This window comes from Afifella sp. JA880 (genome assembly GCF_025379905.1).
Classification (GTDB): domain Bacteria; phylum Pseudomonadota; class Alphaproteobacteria; order Rhizobiales; family Afifellaceae; genus Afifella; species Afifella aestuarii.
The window spans coordinates 891,120-908,110 of record NZ_JAOANH010000001.1; the positions used below are offsets into that span (position 1 = coordinate 891,120).

General features: G+C 65.6%; 15 protein-coding genes and 2 CRISPR repeat arrays. Of the genes, 12 read left to right on the plus strand and 3 right to left on the minus strand.

Annotation, left to right across the window (positions count from 1 at the left end; all coding sequences use genetic code 11):
- Positions 1–309 precede the first annotated feature (309 nt).
- A complete protein-coding gene (locus NYQ83_RS04165) occupies positions 310–2,094 on the plus strand; it encodes a DEAD/DEAH box helicase (RefSeq protein WP_261212713.1) in 1,785 nt (594 codons plus the stop codon).
- Positions 2,095–2,223: 129 nt separating this feature from the next.
- Here the strand turns inward: NYQ83_RS04165 and NYQ83_RS04170 are convergent, their stop codons facing one another.
- Complete coding sequence (locus NYQ83_RS04170) at positions 2,224–2,655, minus strand: MarR family winged helix-turn-helix transcriptional regulator (protein WP_261212715.1); 432 nt, start codon at positions 2,653–2,655, stop codon at positions 2,224–2,226.
- A gap of 75 nt (positions 2,656–2,730) precedes the next feature.
- Here NYQ83_RS04170 and NYQ83_RS04175 point away from each other — a divergent pair, with 75 nt between their 5' ends.
- From NYQ83_RS04175 to NYQ83_RS17765, 3 genes are read left to right on the plus strand one after another with little or no spacing between them, the layout of a single operon-like run.
- Positions 2,731–3,372 carry a non-oxidative hydroxyarylic acid decarboxylases subunit B gene (locus NYQ83_RS04175; RefSeq protein ID WP_261212717.1) on the plus strand — a complete coding sequence of 214 codons (642 nt, stop codon included), beginning with the start codon at positions 2,731–2,733 and terminating at the stop codon, positions 3,370–3,372.
- Entirely contained in the window at positions 3,362–4,789 is a 1,428-nt protein-coding gene (locus NYQ83_RS04180; protein WP_261212719.1) for a non-oxidative hydroxyarylic acid decarboxylases subunit C, read from the plus strand. Before NYQ83_RS04175 ends, NYQ83_RS04180 begins: the two co-directional genes overlap by 11 nt.
- A gap of 25 nt (positions 4,790–4,814) precedes the next feature.
- On the plus strand, positions 4,815–5,045 hold the full coding sequence (locus tag NYQ83_RS17765; RefSeq protein WP_128294265.1) for a non-oxidative hydroxyarylic acid decarboxylases subunit D: 231 nt from the start codon (positions 4,815–4,817) through the stop codon (positions 5,043–5,045).
- On the opposite strand, the gene NYQ83_RS04185 is transcribed toward NYQ83_RS17765, so the two are convergent.
- Positions 4,958–5,341, minus strand: a complete 384-nt coding sequence (locus NYQ83_RS04185) for a hypothetical protein (protein ID WP_261212721.1) — start codon at positions 5,339–5,341, stop codon at positions 4,958–4,960. The two genes, NYQ83_RS17765 and NYQ83_RS04185, sit on opposite strands and share 88 nt — an antisense overlap.
- Before the next feature lie 94 nt (positions 5,342–5,435).
- Complete coding sequence (locus NYQ83_RS17815) at positions 5,436–5,621, minus strand: DUF2087 domain-containing protein (protein ID WP_409976956.1); 186 nt, start codon at positions 5,619–5,621, stop codon at positions 5,436–5,438.
- An 83-nt stretch (positions 5,622–5,704) separates the two neighbouring features.
- Between NYQ83_RS17815 and cas3 the strand changes: the two genes are divergently transcribed.
- The 8 genes from cas3 (at position 5,705) to cas2e (ending at position 15,627) form a co-directional block, all read left to right on the plus strand.
- On the plus strand, positions 5,705–8,395 hold the full coding sequence (gene cas3, locus NYQ83_RS04190) for a CRISPR-associated helicase Cas3' (RefSeq protein WP_261212723.1): 2,691 nt from the start codon (positions 5,705–5,707) through the stop codon (positions 8,393–8,395).
- 59 nt (positions 8,396–8,454) lie between these two features.
- Positions 8,455–9,469: a CRISPR direct-repeat array (repeat unit 29 nt; unit sequence GTGTTCCCCGCACACGCGGGGATGAACCG).
- 148 nt (positions 9,470–9,617) lie between these two features.
- Positions 9,618–11,258: a type I-E CRISPR-associated protein Cse1/CasA gene (gene casA / locus NYQ83_RS04195; RefSeq protein WP_261212732.1), complete on the plus strand. Its 1,641-nt coding sequence runs from the start codon at positions 9,618–9,620 to the stop codon at positions 11,256–11,258.
- Complete coding sequence (gene casB, locus NYQ83_RS04200; RefSeq protein WP_261212737.1) at positions 11,255–11,875, plus strand: type I-E CRISPR-associated protein Cse2/CasB; 621 nt, start codon at positions 11,255–11,257, stop codon at positions 11,873–11,875. Before casA ends, casB begins: the two co-directional genes overlap by 4 nt.
- Positions 11,872–12,948, plus strand: a complete 1,077-nt coding sequence (gene cas7e, locus NYQ83_RS04205; RefSeq protein ID WP_261212738.1) for a type I-E CRISPR-associated protein Cas7/Cse4/CasC — start codon at positions 11,872–11,874, stop codon at positions 12,946–12,948. Before casB ends, cas7e begins: the two co-directional genes overlap by 4 nt.
- Positions 12,945–13,667 (plus strand): type I-E CRISPR-associated protein Cas5/CasD, encoded by a 723-nt coding sequence (gene cas5e / locus NYQ83_RS04210; RefSeq protein ID WP_261212739.1) that lies wholly within the window; start codon positions 12,945–12,947, stop codon positions 13,665–13,667. The genes cas7e and cas5e overlap by 4 nt, the downstream gene beginning before the upstream one ends.
- On the plus strand, positions 13,660–14,391 hold the full coding sequence (cas6e, locus tag NYQ83_RS04215; RefSeq protein WP_261212747.1) for a type I-E CRISPR-associated protein Cas6/Cse3/CasE: 732 nt from the start codon (positions 13,660–13,662) through the stop codon (positions 14,389–14,391). The genes cas5e and cas6e overlap by 8 nt, the downstream gene beginning before the upstream one ends.
- Positions 14,392–14,440: 49 nt before the next feature.
- Positions 14,441–15,340, plus strand: a complete 900-nt coding sequence (gene cas1e / locus NYQ83_RS04220) for a type I-E CRISPR-associated endonuclease Cas1e (protein WP_261212749.1) — start codon at positions 14,441–14,443, stop codon at positions 15,338–15,340.
- Positions 15,337–15,627, plus strand: coding sequence for a type I-E CRISPR-associated endoribonuclease Cas2e (gene cas2e / locus NYQ83_RS04225; protein ID WP_261212753.1), 291 nt, complete (start codon positions 15,337–15,339; stop codon positions 15,625–15,627). The genes cas1e and cas2e overlap by 4 nt, the downstream gene beginning before the upstream one ends.
- 67 nt (positions 15,628–15,694) lie before the next feature.
- Positions 15,695–16,699: a CRISPR direct-repeat array (repeat unit 29 nt; unit sequence GTGTTCCCCGCACACGCGGGGATGAACCG).
- Positions 16,700–16,991: the final 292 nt, after the last annotated feature.

A 16,991-nucleotide genomic window follows, 5' to 3' on the forward strand; every position in this document is an offset into this window, starting at 1 on the left:
ACTCTGCATCGCACAACTCGCTTACGGCGTGGTCCCGCCCCGAAAAACAACATAGGTAAAATTGAGCGGCCGGCGCCACAGATATGAGTTTTTTGCCGATAGTATGTCGGTTGACGCTCTTGAATTGAAACAGTTTGCCGCGACACCCGGCGCATCGGGCAGCGGTGAATGACGCAGCTTCGCGCGGCCTCATTGGCTTAACGGCAAATCCTTGATATGGAGCCGGCAACGGCCACGGCACCATGTCGCCGCTTTCGGAGCCGCCGCGCATATCCGCGCGGCCCGCATTCCGCCCAATTAGGATACCCAATGCCCTTGATCACGACGAGCGCGCCGCTCGCCGCCGCGCTTGCAAGCCGTGGCTATACAGACCTTACCGACGTTCAAACGGCCGTCCTGCAACCTGAAGCAGCCGAGCGCGACCTGCTCGTTTCGGCGCAGACCGGATCCGGTAAGACCGTCGCCTATGGACTCGCCCTCGCCCCCACTCTCCTCGGCGAAGAAGAAAGACTGGCCGAAGCGGGTGAGCCTATGGCTCTGATCGTGGCACCGACACGCGAACTCGCCATGCAGGTGACGAACGAGCTCACCTGGCTCTTTGCGGAAACCGGCGCCCGTCTCGTGACATTGGTCGGCGGCATGGATCCGCGCGCCGAGCGGCGCCGGCTCGATCAGGGCGTCCACATCGTCGTCGGAACCCCGGGACGGCTGCGAGATCACCTCACGCGAGGCGCGCTGCAGATCGGCAATCTCAAAGCCCTCGTCATCGACGAGGCCGACGAGATGCTCAATCTCGGCTTTCGCGAGGATCTGGAATTCCTGCTGCAGGCCACACCGGCGTCCCGGCGCACGCTCCTGTTCTCGGCAACCCTGCCCCAGACCATCATGCAGCTGACGAAGCGCTACCAGAAGGACGCGCTCCGCATCGAGGTGGCGCGCGGCGAGGCGGGACATGCCGACATCGAGTATCGCGCCGTCCGGATTGCGCCGAACGAGACCGAGCACGCGATCGTCAACATTCTGCGCCGCGCCGAAGCGCCGAATGCCATCGTCTTCTGCAACACCCGCGAAAGTGTGCGCCACCTTTCCTCAGGCCTGATCGAGCGCGGCTTCGCGGCCGTCACCCTGTCGGGCGAACTCAGCCAGGCGGAGCGCAACCAAGCGATGCAGGCGCTGCGCGATGGCCGAGCACGGGTGTGCGTCGCAACCGATGTCGCGGCGCGCGGTCTCGACTTGCCGAGCCTCGATCTCGTCATCCATGCGGATTTGCCGAGCGACGCGGAAACCCTGCAGCACCGGTCGGGACGGACCGGGCGGGCTGGCCGCAAAGGTGTCTCGGTCCTGCTGGTGCCGATCTCGCGACGCCGCAAGGCGGAACGACTTCTGGCCGAAGCGCGCATCGATGCGGCCTGGGGCGCGGCTCCCTCGGCCGATGAAATCCGCGTGGCCGACGAAGAGCGCCTGCTCGCTGATCCGGCATTCAAGGAGGAGCCGAGCGAGGAGGATGCAGCAACCGCCGCCCGGCTACTCGCCGCGTACTCGCCGGAAGTTCTCGCTGCAATGCTGGTGCGCCGGTGGCGCTCGGAGCTGCCCGCGCCGGAAGACGTCTTCGACCCGAATTTCGGGCGCGATCCGGCAGCCGCAAGGCCCGGCCGCGACCGCGACGACAGGGGTTCGTCCAAACACGCGCGCGGTGGCCCCTATCTGTGGTTCCGCATGGATGTCGGACGGCGCAACAACGCCGACCCGAAATGGCTGCTGCCCCTTTTGTGCCGACGCGGACAGATCACACGGCAGGAGATCGGCGCCATCAAGATCTTCGACCGGGAGACCAAGTTCGAGATCGCCGAGAGCGTCGCCGGGCGTTTTCTAGAGACCGCGGCTCACAGCGAGGGCGACGACATCACCATCTCGCAATCCGATGCGCCTGGCAGCCGCGGCGGGCCGGGAGGCCGTGGCAAGCCGATGGGCCGAAACGGTCCCAACGACGACCGCAAGGCTTTCAAGCCGAAGCGCAAAGGCTTCAAAGAAGCCGGCAGCCAACCCCAGGGCAGACCGACCAAGCGCCCAAAAGCGAAGAAAACCAAGAGCTGATGCGCCAGCGAAGCCGTCTATCGGGGCGAAGAGCGGGAGGAAGGCTCGGACGCGGAGAACGAGGAAGAAGAGGCACAGCTTGAGTCATTAAGGGACGGAGCCCGGCAATTAAGCTGGACAGCGCGCCCGTCATGAGCTCTGGGGGGCATCCGACAAAGTGGCCCGGCGAATATCCGCCAGCATTGCGGTCAGTTGGCCCCTCTCCTCTACCGTCAGGCACTGCAGCATGCTCTCCGTGACGGCCGCGGCGACCGGCCGTGCTGCGCCGAGCCGGTCGCGGCCGGCTTCCGTCAGTTGCACGACGCGCCGGCGCGTATCTGCCGGATCAATCTGGCGCGCGATCAGCCCTCTTTGCTCCATGCGCCCGAGCATTTCCGTAAGCGTCGCCTTGGTCGTTGCACTTGCCGCCCCCAGTGCGGCCTGATCCATCTCGCCGGCGATGTCGAGCGCTTCCAGCACCGCATATTGCGGCTTGGTGAGATCCGGCACTTTTGCGGCCCAGCGTGAGCTGTGCTCCTGAAGGACGACACGCATGACGTGAAAAACCGTGTTGTCGAACATCACTCCTCCTTGAGGTTCGTATACGAACGATATAAGACCCGTATTGTTCGTACACGAATTATCGAGGTCCGCAGCGTGCGGCTTATCGTTGGAATATCAGGCGCCACTGGCGCGCCGATCGCCGTCGCGCTTCTGAAGGCGCTTGCAGCCATGCCGGATGTGGAGACGCATCTCGTCATGTCGCGTTGGGCGCGAGCGACCATTGAACTTGAAACCCCTCATACGGCGCGCGAAGTCGGCGATCTGGCCGATGTCGTCTATAACGCCGGCGACCAATCCGCAAAAATCAGTTCCGGGTCGTTCCGCACCGACGGGATGATCGTCGTGCCGTGCAGCATGAAGACGCTCGCCGGCATACGTTCCGGCTATGCTGACGGGCTTTTGGGCCGCGCCGCCGATGTCACGTTGAAAGAGCGTCGCAGGCTCGTTTTGGTGCCGCGCGAGACGCCGCTCAGTGCCATCCATCTTCAAAACATGGCCGCCCTTGCCGAGCTGGGCGTGCGCATCGTGCCGCCGATGCCGGCCTTCTACAATCATCCCGCGACGGTCGACGACATCGTCGACCATATCGTCGCGCGTATCCTCGACCAGTTCGACCTTTCTCATCCCCGCGCGCGCCGCTGGGCCGGTCTGCCCGCCACGTGCCTTCCCACCTCAGACGATCAAGATCCGGCGCCGCGCGAGCCCGCCGGAGAAGGAGACCCGCATGCCATTTGACGACCTCAGATCATTTCTTGCCGCCCTTGAGGAGAATGGCCAGCTTTTGCGCATCCCCGACGAGGTTCAGGCAGAGCCGGATCTTGCTGCCGCGGCGAATGCGGCGGGGCGTATCGGCGATCAGGCGCCGGGGCTTTATTTCGACAGGATCGCCGGCTTCACGAATGCGCGTGTCGCGCTCAACACGCTCGGTTCCTGGCCGAACCATGCGATCGCCATGGGGATGGACCCGCAGACTTCGACCAAGGACCAGGTGGCGGAATTCATCCGCCGCTGGGACGCCTTTCCGGTCGCCGTGGAGCGCCGCGAAGACGCGCCTTGGCACGAGAACTCCGTCGAGGGCGAGGAGATCAATCTTTTTGAGATACTGCCGCTCTTTCGCCTCAACGACGGCGATGGGGGCTTTTATCTCGACAAGGCGGCCGTCGTCTCACGCGATCCGCTCGATCCCGATCATTTTGGCAAGCAGAATGTCGGCGTCTACCGCATGCAGGTCAAAGGCAAGCGGCGGCTCGCCATCCAGCCGGTGCCGGTCCACGACATCGCCATTCATCTGCATGCCGCAGAGGAGCGCGGCGAGGACCTGCCGATCGCAATCACGCTCGGCAACGATCCGATCATCACGCTGATGGCCTCAACGCCGCTGCGCTACGACCAGTCGGAATATGAGATGGCAGGCGCCCTGCGCGGCTCCGCCTATCCGATCGCGACCGCGCCCCTCACCGGCTTCGACGTGCCCTGGGGATCGGAGGTCGTGATCGAAGGCGTCATCGAAGGCCGCAAGCGCGAACTGGAAGGCCCCTTCGGCGAGTTCACCGGCCATTATTCTGGCGGGCACAGCATGCCGGTCATCCGCATCGACAAGGTCTCCTATCGCACCAACCCGATCTTTGAATCGCTTTATCTCGGCATGCCGTGGACGGAGGTCGATTACCTGATCGGGCCGGCGACCTGCGTGCCGCTCTACAAGCAGCTGAAGGCGGAGTTTCCTGAGGTGCAGGCGGTGAACGCCATGTACACGCACGGGCTTCTGGCGATCATCTCGACCAAGAAGCGCTATGGAGGTTTCGCCAAGGCCGTTGGCGTGCGGGCGATGACCACGCCGCATGGGCTCGGCTATCTGAAGATGATCATCATGGTCGACGAGGATGTCGATCCCTTCAACCTGCCGCAGGTGATGTGGGCGCTGTCGACCAAGGTCAATGCGGCCGGGGATCTGGTGCAGCTTCAAAACATGTCGGTGGTGGCGCTCGACCCGAGCTCATCGCCCTCTGGCATCACGGACAAGCTCGTCATCGATGCGACGACGCCCGTCACCCCTGACGATCGCGGCCATTTCAGTCAGTCGGCCCGCGACCTGCCGGAAACCGCGGAATGGGTCAGCCGGCTGACCAGACTGATCGCCGAAAACCGCTGAACTGATGCCTGAAAAGGACCTGACCATGATCTGCCCCCGTTGTGGCGACGACCATATCGTCGAACTCGCACATAGCCCCGTTGCCGGCATCTGGACCGTGTTTCAATGCGCGGAATGTCTCTTCACATGGCGCTCCACCGAGCCGCCGCGGCGCTCGGACAGAGAGCATTATCCGGACGCATTTCGCATGGATGCACGCGACATCACAGACGCCGCGGCCATTCCTCCGGTGCCGCCGCTCCTAACCGGTTCTTGAGCGAGCGGCTCTGTCTGCGGAAGCCGATGTCGCGGCGGCTTGGCGGGTGCGCTTGCGTCCGGAGCGGCGTGCATCTGCAAGCCCGGCGAGCGGGTGAAAATCGGCGGCAGCTTCCGGCTCCGCCTTCCGTTGCCCCTGAGCTGCCCGCCGGCAATGTCGCCGATAACCTCCAGCATGCGCACCGACGGCGCATAGACGTCGACGTCGATCGGATCGAGCCGCGTGACGGTGGCAAGCGCGTCGGCCTGGTTCGCGGTCACCAGATCGCCCAAAGAAACCAGCGCGACGCTCGCCATGCCGTCGATCGGGCTCGTGACGGTGGTCCATGCCAATTCGGCTTGCGCCTGTCGGAGTGCCGCTTCGGACGATTTGATGGCCGCCTGCGCCTGTTCATACGTCGCTCTGGCGCTGTCGAGCTGGGCCTGGCAGCTCTTTCAGGATCGCGTTGACTTCGCCTTCGGAATAACAGCGCCCCCGCTCGAAGCGTGCAGCGAGGTGGTTTAGCACTGCGTCTTTATCGGCAGCATTGCGCGGCCAGCGCGTGATGATGCCATCGGGATCGATTAAAGCCGTCATCGGTACAATTGCTCCAAAAATCCGAAACTAGCTTGACCGTCCTGATCACTCGGCATCAAAAACGCAACGAGAGGTGGCGGGTCATGGGGCAAGAGGACGATTGGCGCGGCGTCATCCCCTTCTGGGGCAAGACGCCTCCGCCCGCGCCGCATTCAAACGATGACGGCGCCTATAAACCAGTCCTGCATCATCTCATGGACGTCGGCGCCGTCGCGCTCGTCGCGCAACGCGCGGTCCCATCGCGTCTGAGACGCATGGCCGATCTCCTCGGCGTGGATCCGGAAGCACTTGCGCGCACCGCGGCCTTTCTTGCTGCACTTCACGATCTGGGGAAGTTTTCCAAATCATTCCAGGCTTTGCAGCCCGCTCTCTGGCCGCAAGAGCAATTGGGGCCGCTCAGCCCGGCAGTTCCCCTGCCCCACTGGCGGGCGAGCGCTCTTCTTCTCAATGCCGGGCCCATTGCACTCCTCCTCGACCCGCTGTTTCCGCGACTTCAAGGAAGCCGGCGGGCGCCGATCATCGCGGCTGTCGCGGGCCACCATGGGCGCCCGACGGAGAGCCTCGAAGCGGGGGCCGACAAGACAGACGCCGAACGACACCCGGCGATCGGTCCGATCTGCGTCGATGCGGCCGCAACGGCGACGCGCCTCCTGGCGGACATCATCCGGCCTGAGCCGCTTCCGGCGTTGCGTAATACGGGGGCTTGCCGCTGGTCCTGGCAGCTTTCCGGGCTGATCACCTTCGCCGACTGGATCGGCTCTGACATCGCCTTCTTCGGCTTCCATCCGCCGGAGATGCCGCCGCAGGAGTATTGGGAGCGCGCGCTTTCGGCGGCCGAGGCCGCACTTCCGGCGAAAGGGCTCGTGCCGCCCGCCGTTTTCTCGGCGCCCAGCCTTACCCGCCTCGCTCCTCATGCTGCCGCGGCGCCGCGTCCCTTGCAGGCGGAGGCGGGACGTCTTGCGCTGCCGCAAGGTCCCAGTCTTATCGTGATTGAGGATCTGACAGGCGCCGGCAAGACCGAGGCCGCGGCTCTTGTCGCCGCCCGCATGATGACTGAGGGCAAGGGAGAAGGCATCTATTTCGCGCTGCCGACGGAGGCGACAGCCAATGCGATGCATGGCCGGCTTGCTGCGTTCTATCGAGCGCTCTTTGAAGGCGGATTTCCCTCACTTGTCCTCGCGCATGGCCATGCCCGGCAAACACAGGCTTTCCTTGCCTCTGTCCCGCTGCCCAACGGCGAGAGCCGCGGCGAAGACGCGGCCGAAGGCGCCTTCTGTGCCGCCTGGATCGCCGATGATCGCCGCAAGGCGTTCTTTGCCGATGTCGGGGCCGGCACGATCGACCAGGCGTTTCTTTCCATCCTGCCCAAGAAGCACCTGACGCTTCGCCAATATGGCCTTGCGGGCCGCATCCTCATCATCGACGAAGCGCATTCCTTCGATGCCTATATGAGCCAGGAGCTTGCGACGCTCGTCCGCCTGCATGCCATGCAGGGCGGCTCGGCAATCGTTCTTTCCGCCACCCTCGCCGAGAGGCAGCGGCGCAGGCTCATCGAAGCCTTCGCGGAGGGGCTGGGCGCTGACGAACCGCCGCGCATCACGTCGAGCGCCTATCCGCTCATGACGATCACGTCCCGCGACGCCACACACGAACTTCCGGTCGCCGCGTCCTCCAGCCTGGCGCGCGAGATCGGCGTGGAGAGGCTGGATGATCGTGAAGAGGCGCGCGCAACCGCCTTGTCGCTCGCGAAAGACGGCGCCGCCGTGCTCGTCCTCGTCAATGCCGTCGATGAAGCCATCGCTTTCTACGACGCCCTCGTCTCGGAGATGCCGGAGCCGGCAAAGGCGCATCTCTTCCACGCCCGCTTCGCCCAAACGGACCGCCAGGCGATCGAGGCGGACGTCCTTGCCCGTTTCGGAGCCGATGGCCCCGACGAGGGCCGCAGGGGCCACATTCTCGTCGCCACGCAGGTCGTCGAACAATCGCTGGATGTCGATTTCGACGTCCTCATTTCCGATCTCGCGCCAATCGATCTCATCATTCAAAGGGCTGGCCGGATCTGGCGGCATCTCGACCGGCCGCAGGCCGCAGGCCGCCCCCTCGCGGCGCCCCCCATCCATGTGATTTCGCCGGACCCGGACGCGGCGACAGCCGCCGACTGGCTGCGCCCGGCGCTCGGCGGTGCGGCTTTCGTCTATCAGCATGCCGGCATCATGTGGCGCTCAGCAAAACTCCTTTTCGACGAGGGCCGGATCGTGGCGCCAGACCGCCTGCGGCATCTGATCGAGGCGGTTTATGCGAGCGATCGCGTCCCGGAATGCCTGGAGGCGGCCCAACTGGAAGGCGAAGGGGCAGGCCGGGCGGAGGGCGAAATGGGCCGCTACAATGTCGTCGACCTCGCCAAGGGGTATGGAGGGCTGCCCAGCGACCTGCGCAACGATGAGGAGATCGGCACCCGCCTCGGCGAAGCCACCGTGACGTTGCGGCTCGCAAGGCGGAAAGGCGCAGAGGTCGTTCCCTGGGCAGACGCGCCGACGGCGGTGCAGGCCTGGGCCCTGTCGGAGCTTCGTGTGCGGGCCGCCTTCCTGCGCCAGGCAGCGCCTCTTCACGATGCCGCAGCGGACGCGGCGCGTGCCGACTGGCCCGAATGGGAGGCGAAGATCGTGCTCGTCATCGTCGATGAAGACGGCGACCTTTCCCTCGCCAATCCCTCGGGAGACCGCTTTGCCTATGACGCCGTGCGCGGCTTCCTCCGCAGCCAAAACGAGGGCTGACGATCGGTAGTTTTAGGACGCTGGAAAAACCGCCGTTCTTCCAATAACTTCCAAAAGGAGTGTTCCCCGCACACGCGGGGATGAACCGGGCGACGTAGCCACGTTCCACTTCCAGGACAAGTGTTCCCCGCACACGCGGGGATGAACCGGCACGCGATCGATGCGGCCGGCGCCTATGCCCGTGTTCCCCGCACACGCGGGGATGAACCGTCGTCCATGTGCTTGTAGCCCCGAACGCGAACGTGTTCCCCGCACACGCGGGGATGAACCGACGAATGGGAGCGCGAACATGACGCGCTCCTTGTGTTCCCCGCACACGCGGGGATGAACCGGTCAGGCACGCAAATGGGAAAACGTTTTTGAGGTGTTCCCCGCACACGCGGGGATGAACCGCTCTTCGACTTCGTGGAGGGGGCCATCCGCTTGTGTTCCCCGCACACGCGGGGATGAACCGCTGGCGTTGGAATTGCACCGCAGAAAGGCCGGGTGTTCCCCGCACACGCGGGGATGAACCGGTCGTGCAGACCGCCTATCGGATTCAGTCCGCGTGTTCCCCGCACACGCGGGGATGAACCGGAACCGGCGGTTCGCATGTATGGCGGAGACAACGTGTTCCCCGCACACGCGGGGATGAACCGCTCGAATTTCGGTAGCCGACTTTTTGACTGTTGTGTTCCCCGCACACGCGGGGATGAACCAAACGTGCGACAGTCATAGCTAACCTCAGAAGCGTGTTCCCCGCACACGCGGGGATGAACCGAGGCCATGGGGGTTACCGGCGCCGAAGCCGCGGTGTTCCCCGCACACGCGGGGATGAACCGCTGATCATGGTGCGCGGCCGTGCTGAAGATCAGTGTTCCCCGCACACGCGGGGATGAACCGCGTGGCGCCCGACCCGCCGCCGTCGGGATCGGTGATGGTGAGTGTTCCCCGCACACGCGGGGATGAACCGGGGCGGGCTTGTTCGTCGAGACACCGGTCGCGGTGTTCCCCGCACACGCGGGGATGAACCGGCTTCCGGCTGCGGCTCGGTGTAGATGCCGAGGTGTTCCCCGCATACGCGGGGAGGGTGCGCGATCACGTCGTGGGGCAAGCAACAATGCGGCAGATCAGCTTTGCAGGCACGGCCGCCCCGGCGTGCCTTGACCAAAACCCGATTACATCTGACCCTTTACTAAGACATGAGAGTATCGATTCGATTCTCAGCACTATTCAATTAACAATGTACAATCTGCTCACTGACAGCTTCTTCCCAGTCCTCCTACGCTCCGGCTATCGGTCGTGGATCTGCGCGTCAGAACTCCTATCGTTGTCGGGCGAAGATGATGATTTTCCGGTCGAATTCGCCTGGCCGCGGGCGGATTTCAACATCGCCGCGCATGAGCTCGCGCTCGGCATCGCACAGCTTGCCCTCGATCTTCGCGACGAGGATGTGTGGGAGGATCTGTGGGCTGCGCCGCTGTCGCGCCCGGCGTGGGAAGAGCGGCTTCGCCCCTTCGTGCCGGCTTTCGAGCTCGGCGGCGACAGCCCGCGTTTTCTCCAGGCTTTCGAGCCCCTCGACGGTGCACCGGCGCCCGTCGAAGCGCTTCTCATCGACACGCCGGGGCAGAACGGCCAGAAGAAGAACGCCGATCTTCTGACGCACCGCGCCCGCTTTCCGGCTTTCGGTCTGCGCGCCGCAGCGATGGCGCTTTACACGTTGCAGGCCTTTGCGCCTTCCGGCGGGGCCGGCAATCGTACCTCGATGCGTGGCGGCGGGCCCCTTTCCGCGCTTGTCGTGCCTCTCGCAGCCGACGGCGCGCCCCAGCCGCTGGCGCGGCGACTTCTCGCCAATCTCGTTCCCATGCGGGCGCCGAAGCCGGAGCGGCTGGCTGCCGCCTTGCCCTGGCTCGCCCCGACCCTCGTCTCCGACAAGACGGCCGGCCGCCAGGTTCATCCGCATGACGGTGACGTCGAAGCGCTGCAGGTCTATTTCGGCATGCCGCGGCGCATTCGTCTCGTCGTGTCGGAGGAGCGCGGGCGCTGTCCGCTGAGCGGCGAGGAGGAGCCTCTCGTTACCGACTTCGTGCAGAAGCCTTGGGGCGTCGATTACGGGCCGACCTGGCAGCATCCGTTGACGCCCTATCGGCAGCAGAACGAAACGAGCGAGCCTTTTTCCCTCAAGGCGAAGAGCGGCCGGCTCTCCTATCGCGACTGGGTGGGGGTGGCGATCGGCGCAGAGGACCAAAGGCTCGCGCGCCCGGCCGAGGCCGTCCGGCTCGCGCGCGGCCTGCGCCGCTCCGATCTGATGCCCGAGGGTGCCGCCGAACCGCGGCTCAGGGTCGGTGGCTGGGCCATGAACAATATGGAAGCGATCGCCTATCTCTTCGCCGAGGAGCCGCTGCATCTCGCCCCGACCGAGGCCGAGCAGAAGGCGCTCGACGATCTCGCCCGGCGCTTTGCCGAGGCGGGAAGCATGGCGGCCTCCTGCCTGCGGCGCGCCCTCAAATCGGCCCTCTTCGGCGACGGCGCGTCCGTCGCCCTCGACAAGGGCGTTCTGGACGCGGCCGGCGCCACGTTCATCGCCACGGCGGAGGCGGCATTCCATGCCGGTCTCGCAGGCTTTCTCGCCGATCCTGCGCAAAACGAAGAGGCTGCGACCCGCCGCTTCCTGGGGGCCTTGCGGAAAGCGGCGCTTGCCGAATTCGAAGAGCGGGCGCCGGTGCCGCTCGACAAGCCCGAGGACGCCGGGCGCATCGTCGCCGCGCTCTCTCGCCTGCAGAGCGATCTCTCCGGCCGGACGGGCGCGGGCAAGAAGCTCTTCGGCATGCTGAGGCTGCCCGAGCCGCAGCGCAACAAAGCGACGACGGAGGAGCCCGCATGAAATTGTCGGACGAAGGGCTGAAAGCGGTGCTCGCCTGGTGGCATGCGCTGCACCCGGACCGCGATCGCGAGCGGAACAAAGCTGGTGACGCGGCGGCCCGTGCCGAGTTGCGCCGATGCCAGAACCTCACCGATGCCCTTCTCATCGAACCGACGCATGATCTCATCCGCCGCGTTCATCTCGCCATGCGGAGCGACTGGCCGAAGAATAGCGACGCGCAGACCCGCCTGATGGAGCGGCTCGCACTTCTTGCCGCCCTCCTCGCCGGCATCCGCCCGCCCGCGCACCCCTCACGCCAGCATTTCGCCGCAGTGCTCGGATTGAAGGCCGACGGGCATCTCGCCATGGAAGGCGAACGCCCCCGCCTGTCGCGCGCGCGGTTCGGTGCGCTGCTGCGAGCGGGCGACGAGCCGGATCGCTTCCTTCGCGCCACACGGCGCGCACTCGCCATCCTCGGCGACACGCCTTTCAACGTGGCGGCCTTCATCGCCGACGTCATGACGTTCGACGATCGCACCCGCCGCGATTGGACACTGCACTACTACCAGCCTTACGGCCTCAGCCCTCTGCCGCCCGCGGAAGCGGCTGCCCCAAATGCCCCGGAGACCGCCCTATGAGCCGCTTCCTGCAAATGCATGCCCTGACCGTCTATCCGCCATCGAACCCGAACCGGGACGATCTCGGGCGGCCGAAGACCGCGGTCATCGGTGGGGTCACGCGCATGCGCATTTCCAGCCAGGCACTGAAGCGGGCGATCCGCACGTCGGAAGCCTTTCAGACGACGCTTGCCGGAAAGCTCGGCGCCCGCACCCAGCGTCTCGGCGAGGAGCTTCTGCAGCATCTCCTGGCGAAGGGCAGCGAAGAAGATAGGGCCACGACGATCACCCGCGAGGTCGTGGCCGCCTTCGGCAAGCTGAAACCGGCAAACGACAGTCACCCCACGCGCATCGAACAACTTGCGTTCGTTTCTCCGGAGGAGCGGGAAAAGGCGTTCGAACTGGCCGAGAAAGCTGCGGCCGGGGAGGCGCTTCCGAAAGAGAAGGATCTCGCCAAGACACTGCTCGCGACCGCCGACACCGCGGTCGACATCGCCATGTTCGGGCGCATGCTCGCCGCCGACCCCGCATATAATCGCGAGGCGGCGGTGCAGGTCGCCCATGCCTTCACCACCAACCGCGTCGATGTCGAGGACGATTATTACACCGCCGTCGACGATTTGAAGCAGCCGGAGGAAGATGCAGGCGCGGGCTTCGTGGGCGAAGCCGGTTTCGGTGCCGGCATCTTCTACACCTATGTCTGCGTCAATCGCGAACTGCTCGTGCGCAACCTCGCCGGCGATACGGACCTTGCGGCAGCGGGCCTGCGCGCCCTCACTCGGGCCGTCGCCGAAGCCTCCCCATCGGGCAAGAAGAACAGCTTCGGCAACCATGTGCGTGCGGCCTTCATGCTTCTGGAAAAGGGCGACGGCCAGCCGATCAATCTCGCAAGCGCCTTTCTGAAGCCCGTCGGATCGGGCGATCAAATGGAGCTGTCGATCGAAGCGCTGACCGACAAGCGTACCGAATTCGTCCGCGTCTATGGCGACACTTCGGATGAAGAGATCTGCCTCGACATGCGGCGCCAAGATAGCGCGACGCTGGCGGAGGTGGCCGACTTCGCCGCGACCGGCCTTTCGAGCCCGGCCGCATGACCACCTTCCTCGTCGTGACCTGCGCGGCTCCCTTCGCAAGCTTCGGCGAGGAAGCGGGCAATGTGGAGCGGGGGACGGCTGCGCGCCCGACACGCTCCGCCCTTCTCGGCCTCGCCGGCGCCGCCTTGGGGATCGAACGGACGGACCGCGAAGGGCAGGCGGCGCTCGGCCGTTCCTTCCGCATCGCCACACGTACGCTGCGACCCGGCCGCCTGACCCAGGATTTTCACACGTTTCAATCACTCCCCGGCGCGAGGGGGCGACCCGCCACGCGCCGCGACGCCCTTTCCCATCGCGGCGGGCTCGAAACCTCGATCACACGGCGCAGCTACCTCGCCGACGTAATCTTCCATGTCGCCTACGCGGAACAGCCCGACGCGTCCGTCATTGCGGCCGACCTCGCGAAGGCCTTCCGCGCTCCCCGCTTCGTCCTGTCGCTCGGGCGCCGCTCCTGCCCGCTCGCAGCACCTCTGGCGCCACGTGAGATCGAGGCGGCGGATGTGGTCGCCGCCTTTCGCATCTATGCGGGCGAGACCTGGAAGACGGGGAGCGGAGACATCGCAGTCGAAGACGAAGCGGATCTCCCGGCCTCAGACCGACCGCGCCGCAGCCACATTCGCCTGGATGAACCCGTGGACCGGAACGCCTGGCTGTTTTCGGCGCGACGCGAATGGCTCGTCGCGGCGAGCGGAGAAGAGAGGATGGCAGGCGATGACTAACCCCCTCTTCTTCACGCGGCTGACACTGAAACGCGACGGGGAAAGCGTCGCCCCTCTCCTGTCGGTGCTGCAACCTGAGGAGGATGCAAAGCGTCTCTCCGTCGAGCACAAGCTGCTCTGGACGGTCATGCCGGAAAGCGTCCGCCGTGCCGGATCCGGCAACAGCGCCGCCTTTCTTTGGCGGCGTCTCGATGCCCAGGGCTGCTTCTATGTCCTTGGACCGGAGCCCGCCGCGGACAGCCCCTTCTTCCGGATCGAGAGCAAGCCTTTCGTCCCCGCCTTCACGCCGGGACAGAGGCTCGCCTTCGATCTTCGCCTCAACGCGACTGTCGACCGGAAGACGGGGATTGGAGCGGATGGAAAAGCGCTGCGCAAGCGCTGTGACGTCGCCATGGACCTCATGCAGCGCAAGGAGCGCGAAGGGCGTATGCAGCGCGGCGAGCGGGCCGCACGGCGTGAGGCTCTCGCCCAGGAGGCGGCCGCAGAATGGCTGTCCTCGCGCGCAGAGGCGGCCGGATTTGCGCTCGAAGCCCTCACCCTTGGCGGCTACCGCGCCGAGCGCATCGATCGCGGAAAAGGCCGCCCCGGCACGATCGGCGTGTTCGATCTCAAAGGCCTTGTGAGCATCACCGACCCCACTGCTTTTCTCGACCGCCTGACAACCGGTTTCGGGCGAGCGAAAGCGTTCGGCTGCGGGCTGATGCTCGTGCGACCGGCGCCCTGACGTCGTGCCCGCGCGCTTTCCGGGCGCTCCGCCGCCACGCCCAATCCCCTTGAAAGACCGTGCTTCGATCGTCTTCGTCGAGAAAGGCCAGCTCGATGTCCTCGACGGCGCCTTCGTTCTCGTCGACGCCAACGGCATTCGCACGCACATTCCGATCGGCGGCCTGGCCGCCTTGATGCTGGAGCCCGGCACCCGCACCAGTCACGCCGCCATCGCCCTGGCGGCGCGGGCCGGAACCTTGCTCATCTGGGTGGGCGAAGCCGGAGTTCGCCTCTACGCCGCGGGCCAGCCGGGCGGCGCGCGCTCCGACCGCCTCCTTTGGCAGTGCCGGCTCGCCCTAGATCCTCAAGCGCGGCTCAAGGTCGTCGCTCGCATGTTCGAAATCCGCTTCGGGGAGACGGCGCCGGAGAAACGCTCCGTCGACCAGCTGCGGGGCGTCGAAGGAGCGCGGGTCAGGGCTCTCTACGAAGGACTGGCGCGCCAGTTCGGCGTGACCTGGAAACGACGCGACTACGATCCTTCCTCTTTCGACACGTCCGACGTGCCGAACCGGTGCCTGTCGGCTGCAACATCCTGCCTCTACGGCATCACGGAGGCGGCCGTGCTCGCCGCAGGTTATGCGCCGGCCATCGGCTTTCTGCATACCGGAAAGCCGCTCTCCTTCGTTTATGACATCGCCGACCTCTACAAGTTCGAGACGGTGGTTCCGGAGGCCTTTCGCGTCGCCGGGCTCCACGCCAAGGGCAAGCTGAGCGACGACCCCGCCCGGGCCACGCGGCTCGCCTGCCGCGACGCCTTCCGGCGCCACAACATCTTGGGGCGGCTCATTCCAGGGATCGATGACGTCCTGCAAGCCGGCGGCCTCGAACCACCGGCGGCGCCAGCAGATGCCGTGGCTCCTGCTTTTGCCGACCCGAAGGCTTCCGGCGATCCGGGGCACCGCGGATGATGGTCGTTGTCGTCAACAATGCTCCGCCACGGCTGCGCGGCCGGTTGGCCGTCTGGCTTCTGGAGGTGCGCGCCGGCGTCTATGTCGGCACCTATTCGGCCCGCACGCGCGAGATGATCTGGGACCAGGTGACCGGGCTCATCGAGGATGGCGATGCCGTCATGGCCTGGGCGGCACCGACGGACGCAGGATTCGACTTCGTCACGGTCGGCCGCAGCCGACGTGAACCCGCCGATTTCGACGGCCTCAAACTGGTCGCTTTCCATCCCGATCGGACCATCCTTTAGCCCTCCAAAAGCCGGTAGCTTCTCCGCGTTGGAAATAATGCAGCAAATGGAATAACTTCCAAAAGGAGTGTTCCCCGCACACGCGGGGATGAACCGGCGTGATTAACGCCGGAGATCTCGCCCGGCTGGTGTTCCCCGCACACGCGGGGATGAACCGCATGGTGGCGCATTCCGCGTCGGTTGCGGTGTGTGTTCCCCGCACACGCGGGGATGAACCGACGGCGATGTGCCCGCAACCGATTCCCCGTGGGTGTTCCCCGCACACGCGGGGATGAACCGTTCGCTCTCCATCGCCGCGCGCGAATTGTCGCGTGTTCCCCGCACACGCGGGGATGAACCGACCCAGTGGCCCCCGCCGATCGTCTCGCATTTGTGTTCCCCGCACACGCGGGGATGAACCGAGGAGGTCGGCAACGTCTTTGCCGGATGGCGCGTGTTCCCCGCACACGCGGGGATGAACCGGGAATAGAAGGGACAGAGGGCGGAGCGATCGCGTGTTCCCCGCACACGCGGGGATGAACCGACCGCGGCTCAGGGCTTCCTGACCGGGCTCGGGTGTTCCCCGCACACGCGGGGATGAACCGGAGCAGGACTTCCCGCCCGCCCGCAATGCGGTGTGTTCCCCGCACACGCGGGGATGAACCGCGCTGAGCCACTGGCTGCGCAAACGTCAGCGCGTGTTCCCCGCACACGCGGGGATGAACCGATCGATGTCTTGGACCACGGCTTTGTTCGGCTGTGTTCCCCGCACACGCGGGGATGAACCGATTTCATCGCGTTCGTGCAGCGGGTTGAGGACGTGTTCCCCGCACACGCGGGGATGAACCGGCCGCGAGATGCGCCGGGGAGGCGTTCATGCGGTGTTCCCCGCACACGCGGGGATGAACCGGCCCAGACGGAGCGCATGGCGAAACAGTCTGAGTGTTCCCCACACACGCGGGGATGAACCGATCGACGGGCATGGCAGTGAGAAATCGAGGATGTGTTCCCCGCACACGCGGGGATGAACCGTCGATGGCGAGACCTCGATTCACCTCTACGGTGTGTTCCCCGCACACGCGGGGATGAACCGGAAGCCGACCTTCTCGAACACCGAGTGCAGGGCGAAGATGCGGATGCTGGTCTCCGTCTTGATGGCGCGCCGCGTCTCCCTGCGATCAGGCATGGGGAGCTTGTGCGTCAGGTCGGCGACCCAGAGCCCCTTCTTCAGCTCGTAGATGTCCCTGCCCTGGAGGTAGATGAGCTCGGCAAGCCTTGCCCCGGTCAGCGTTCCGAGGAGCGGCAACCAGCGATCATCGCGTCGATCCTCCGCTGCGGCGAGAGCGAACCAGCGATTGAGCTCTCCCACCGTGAAGGCCTCGCGC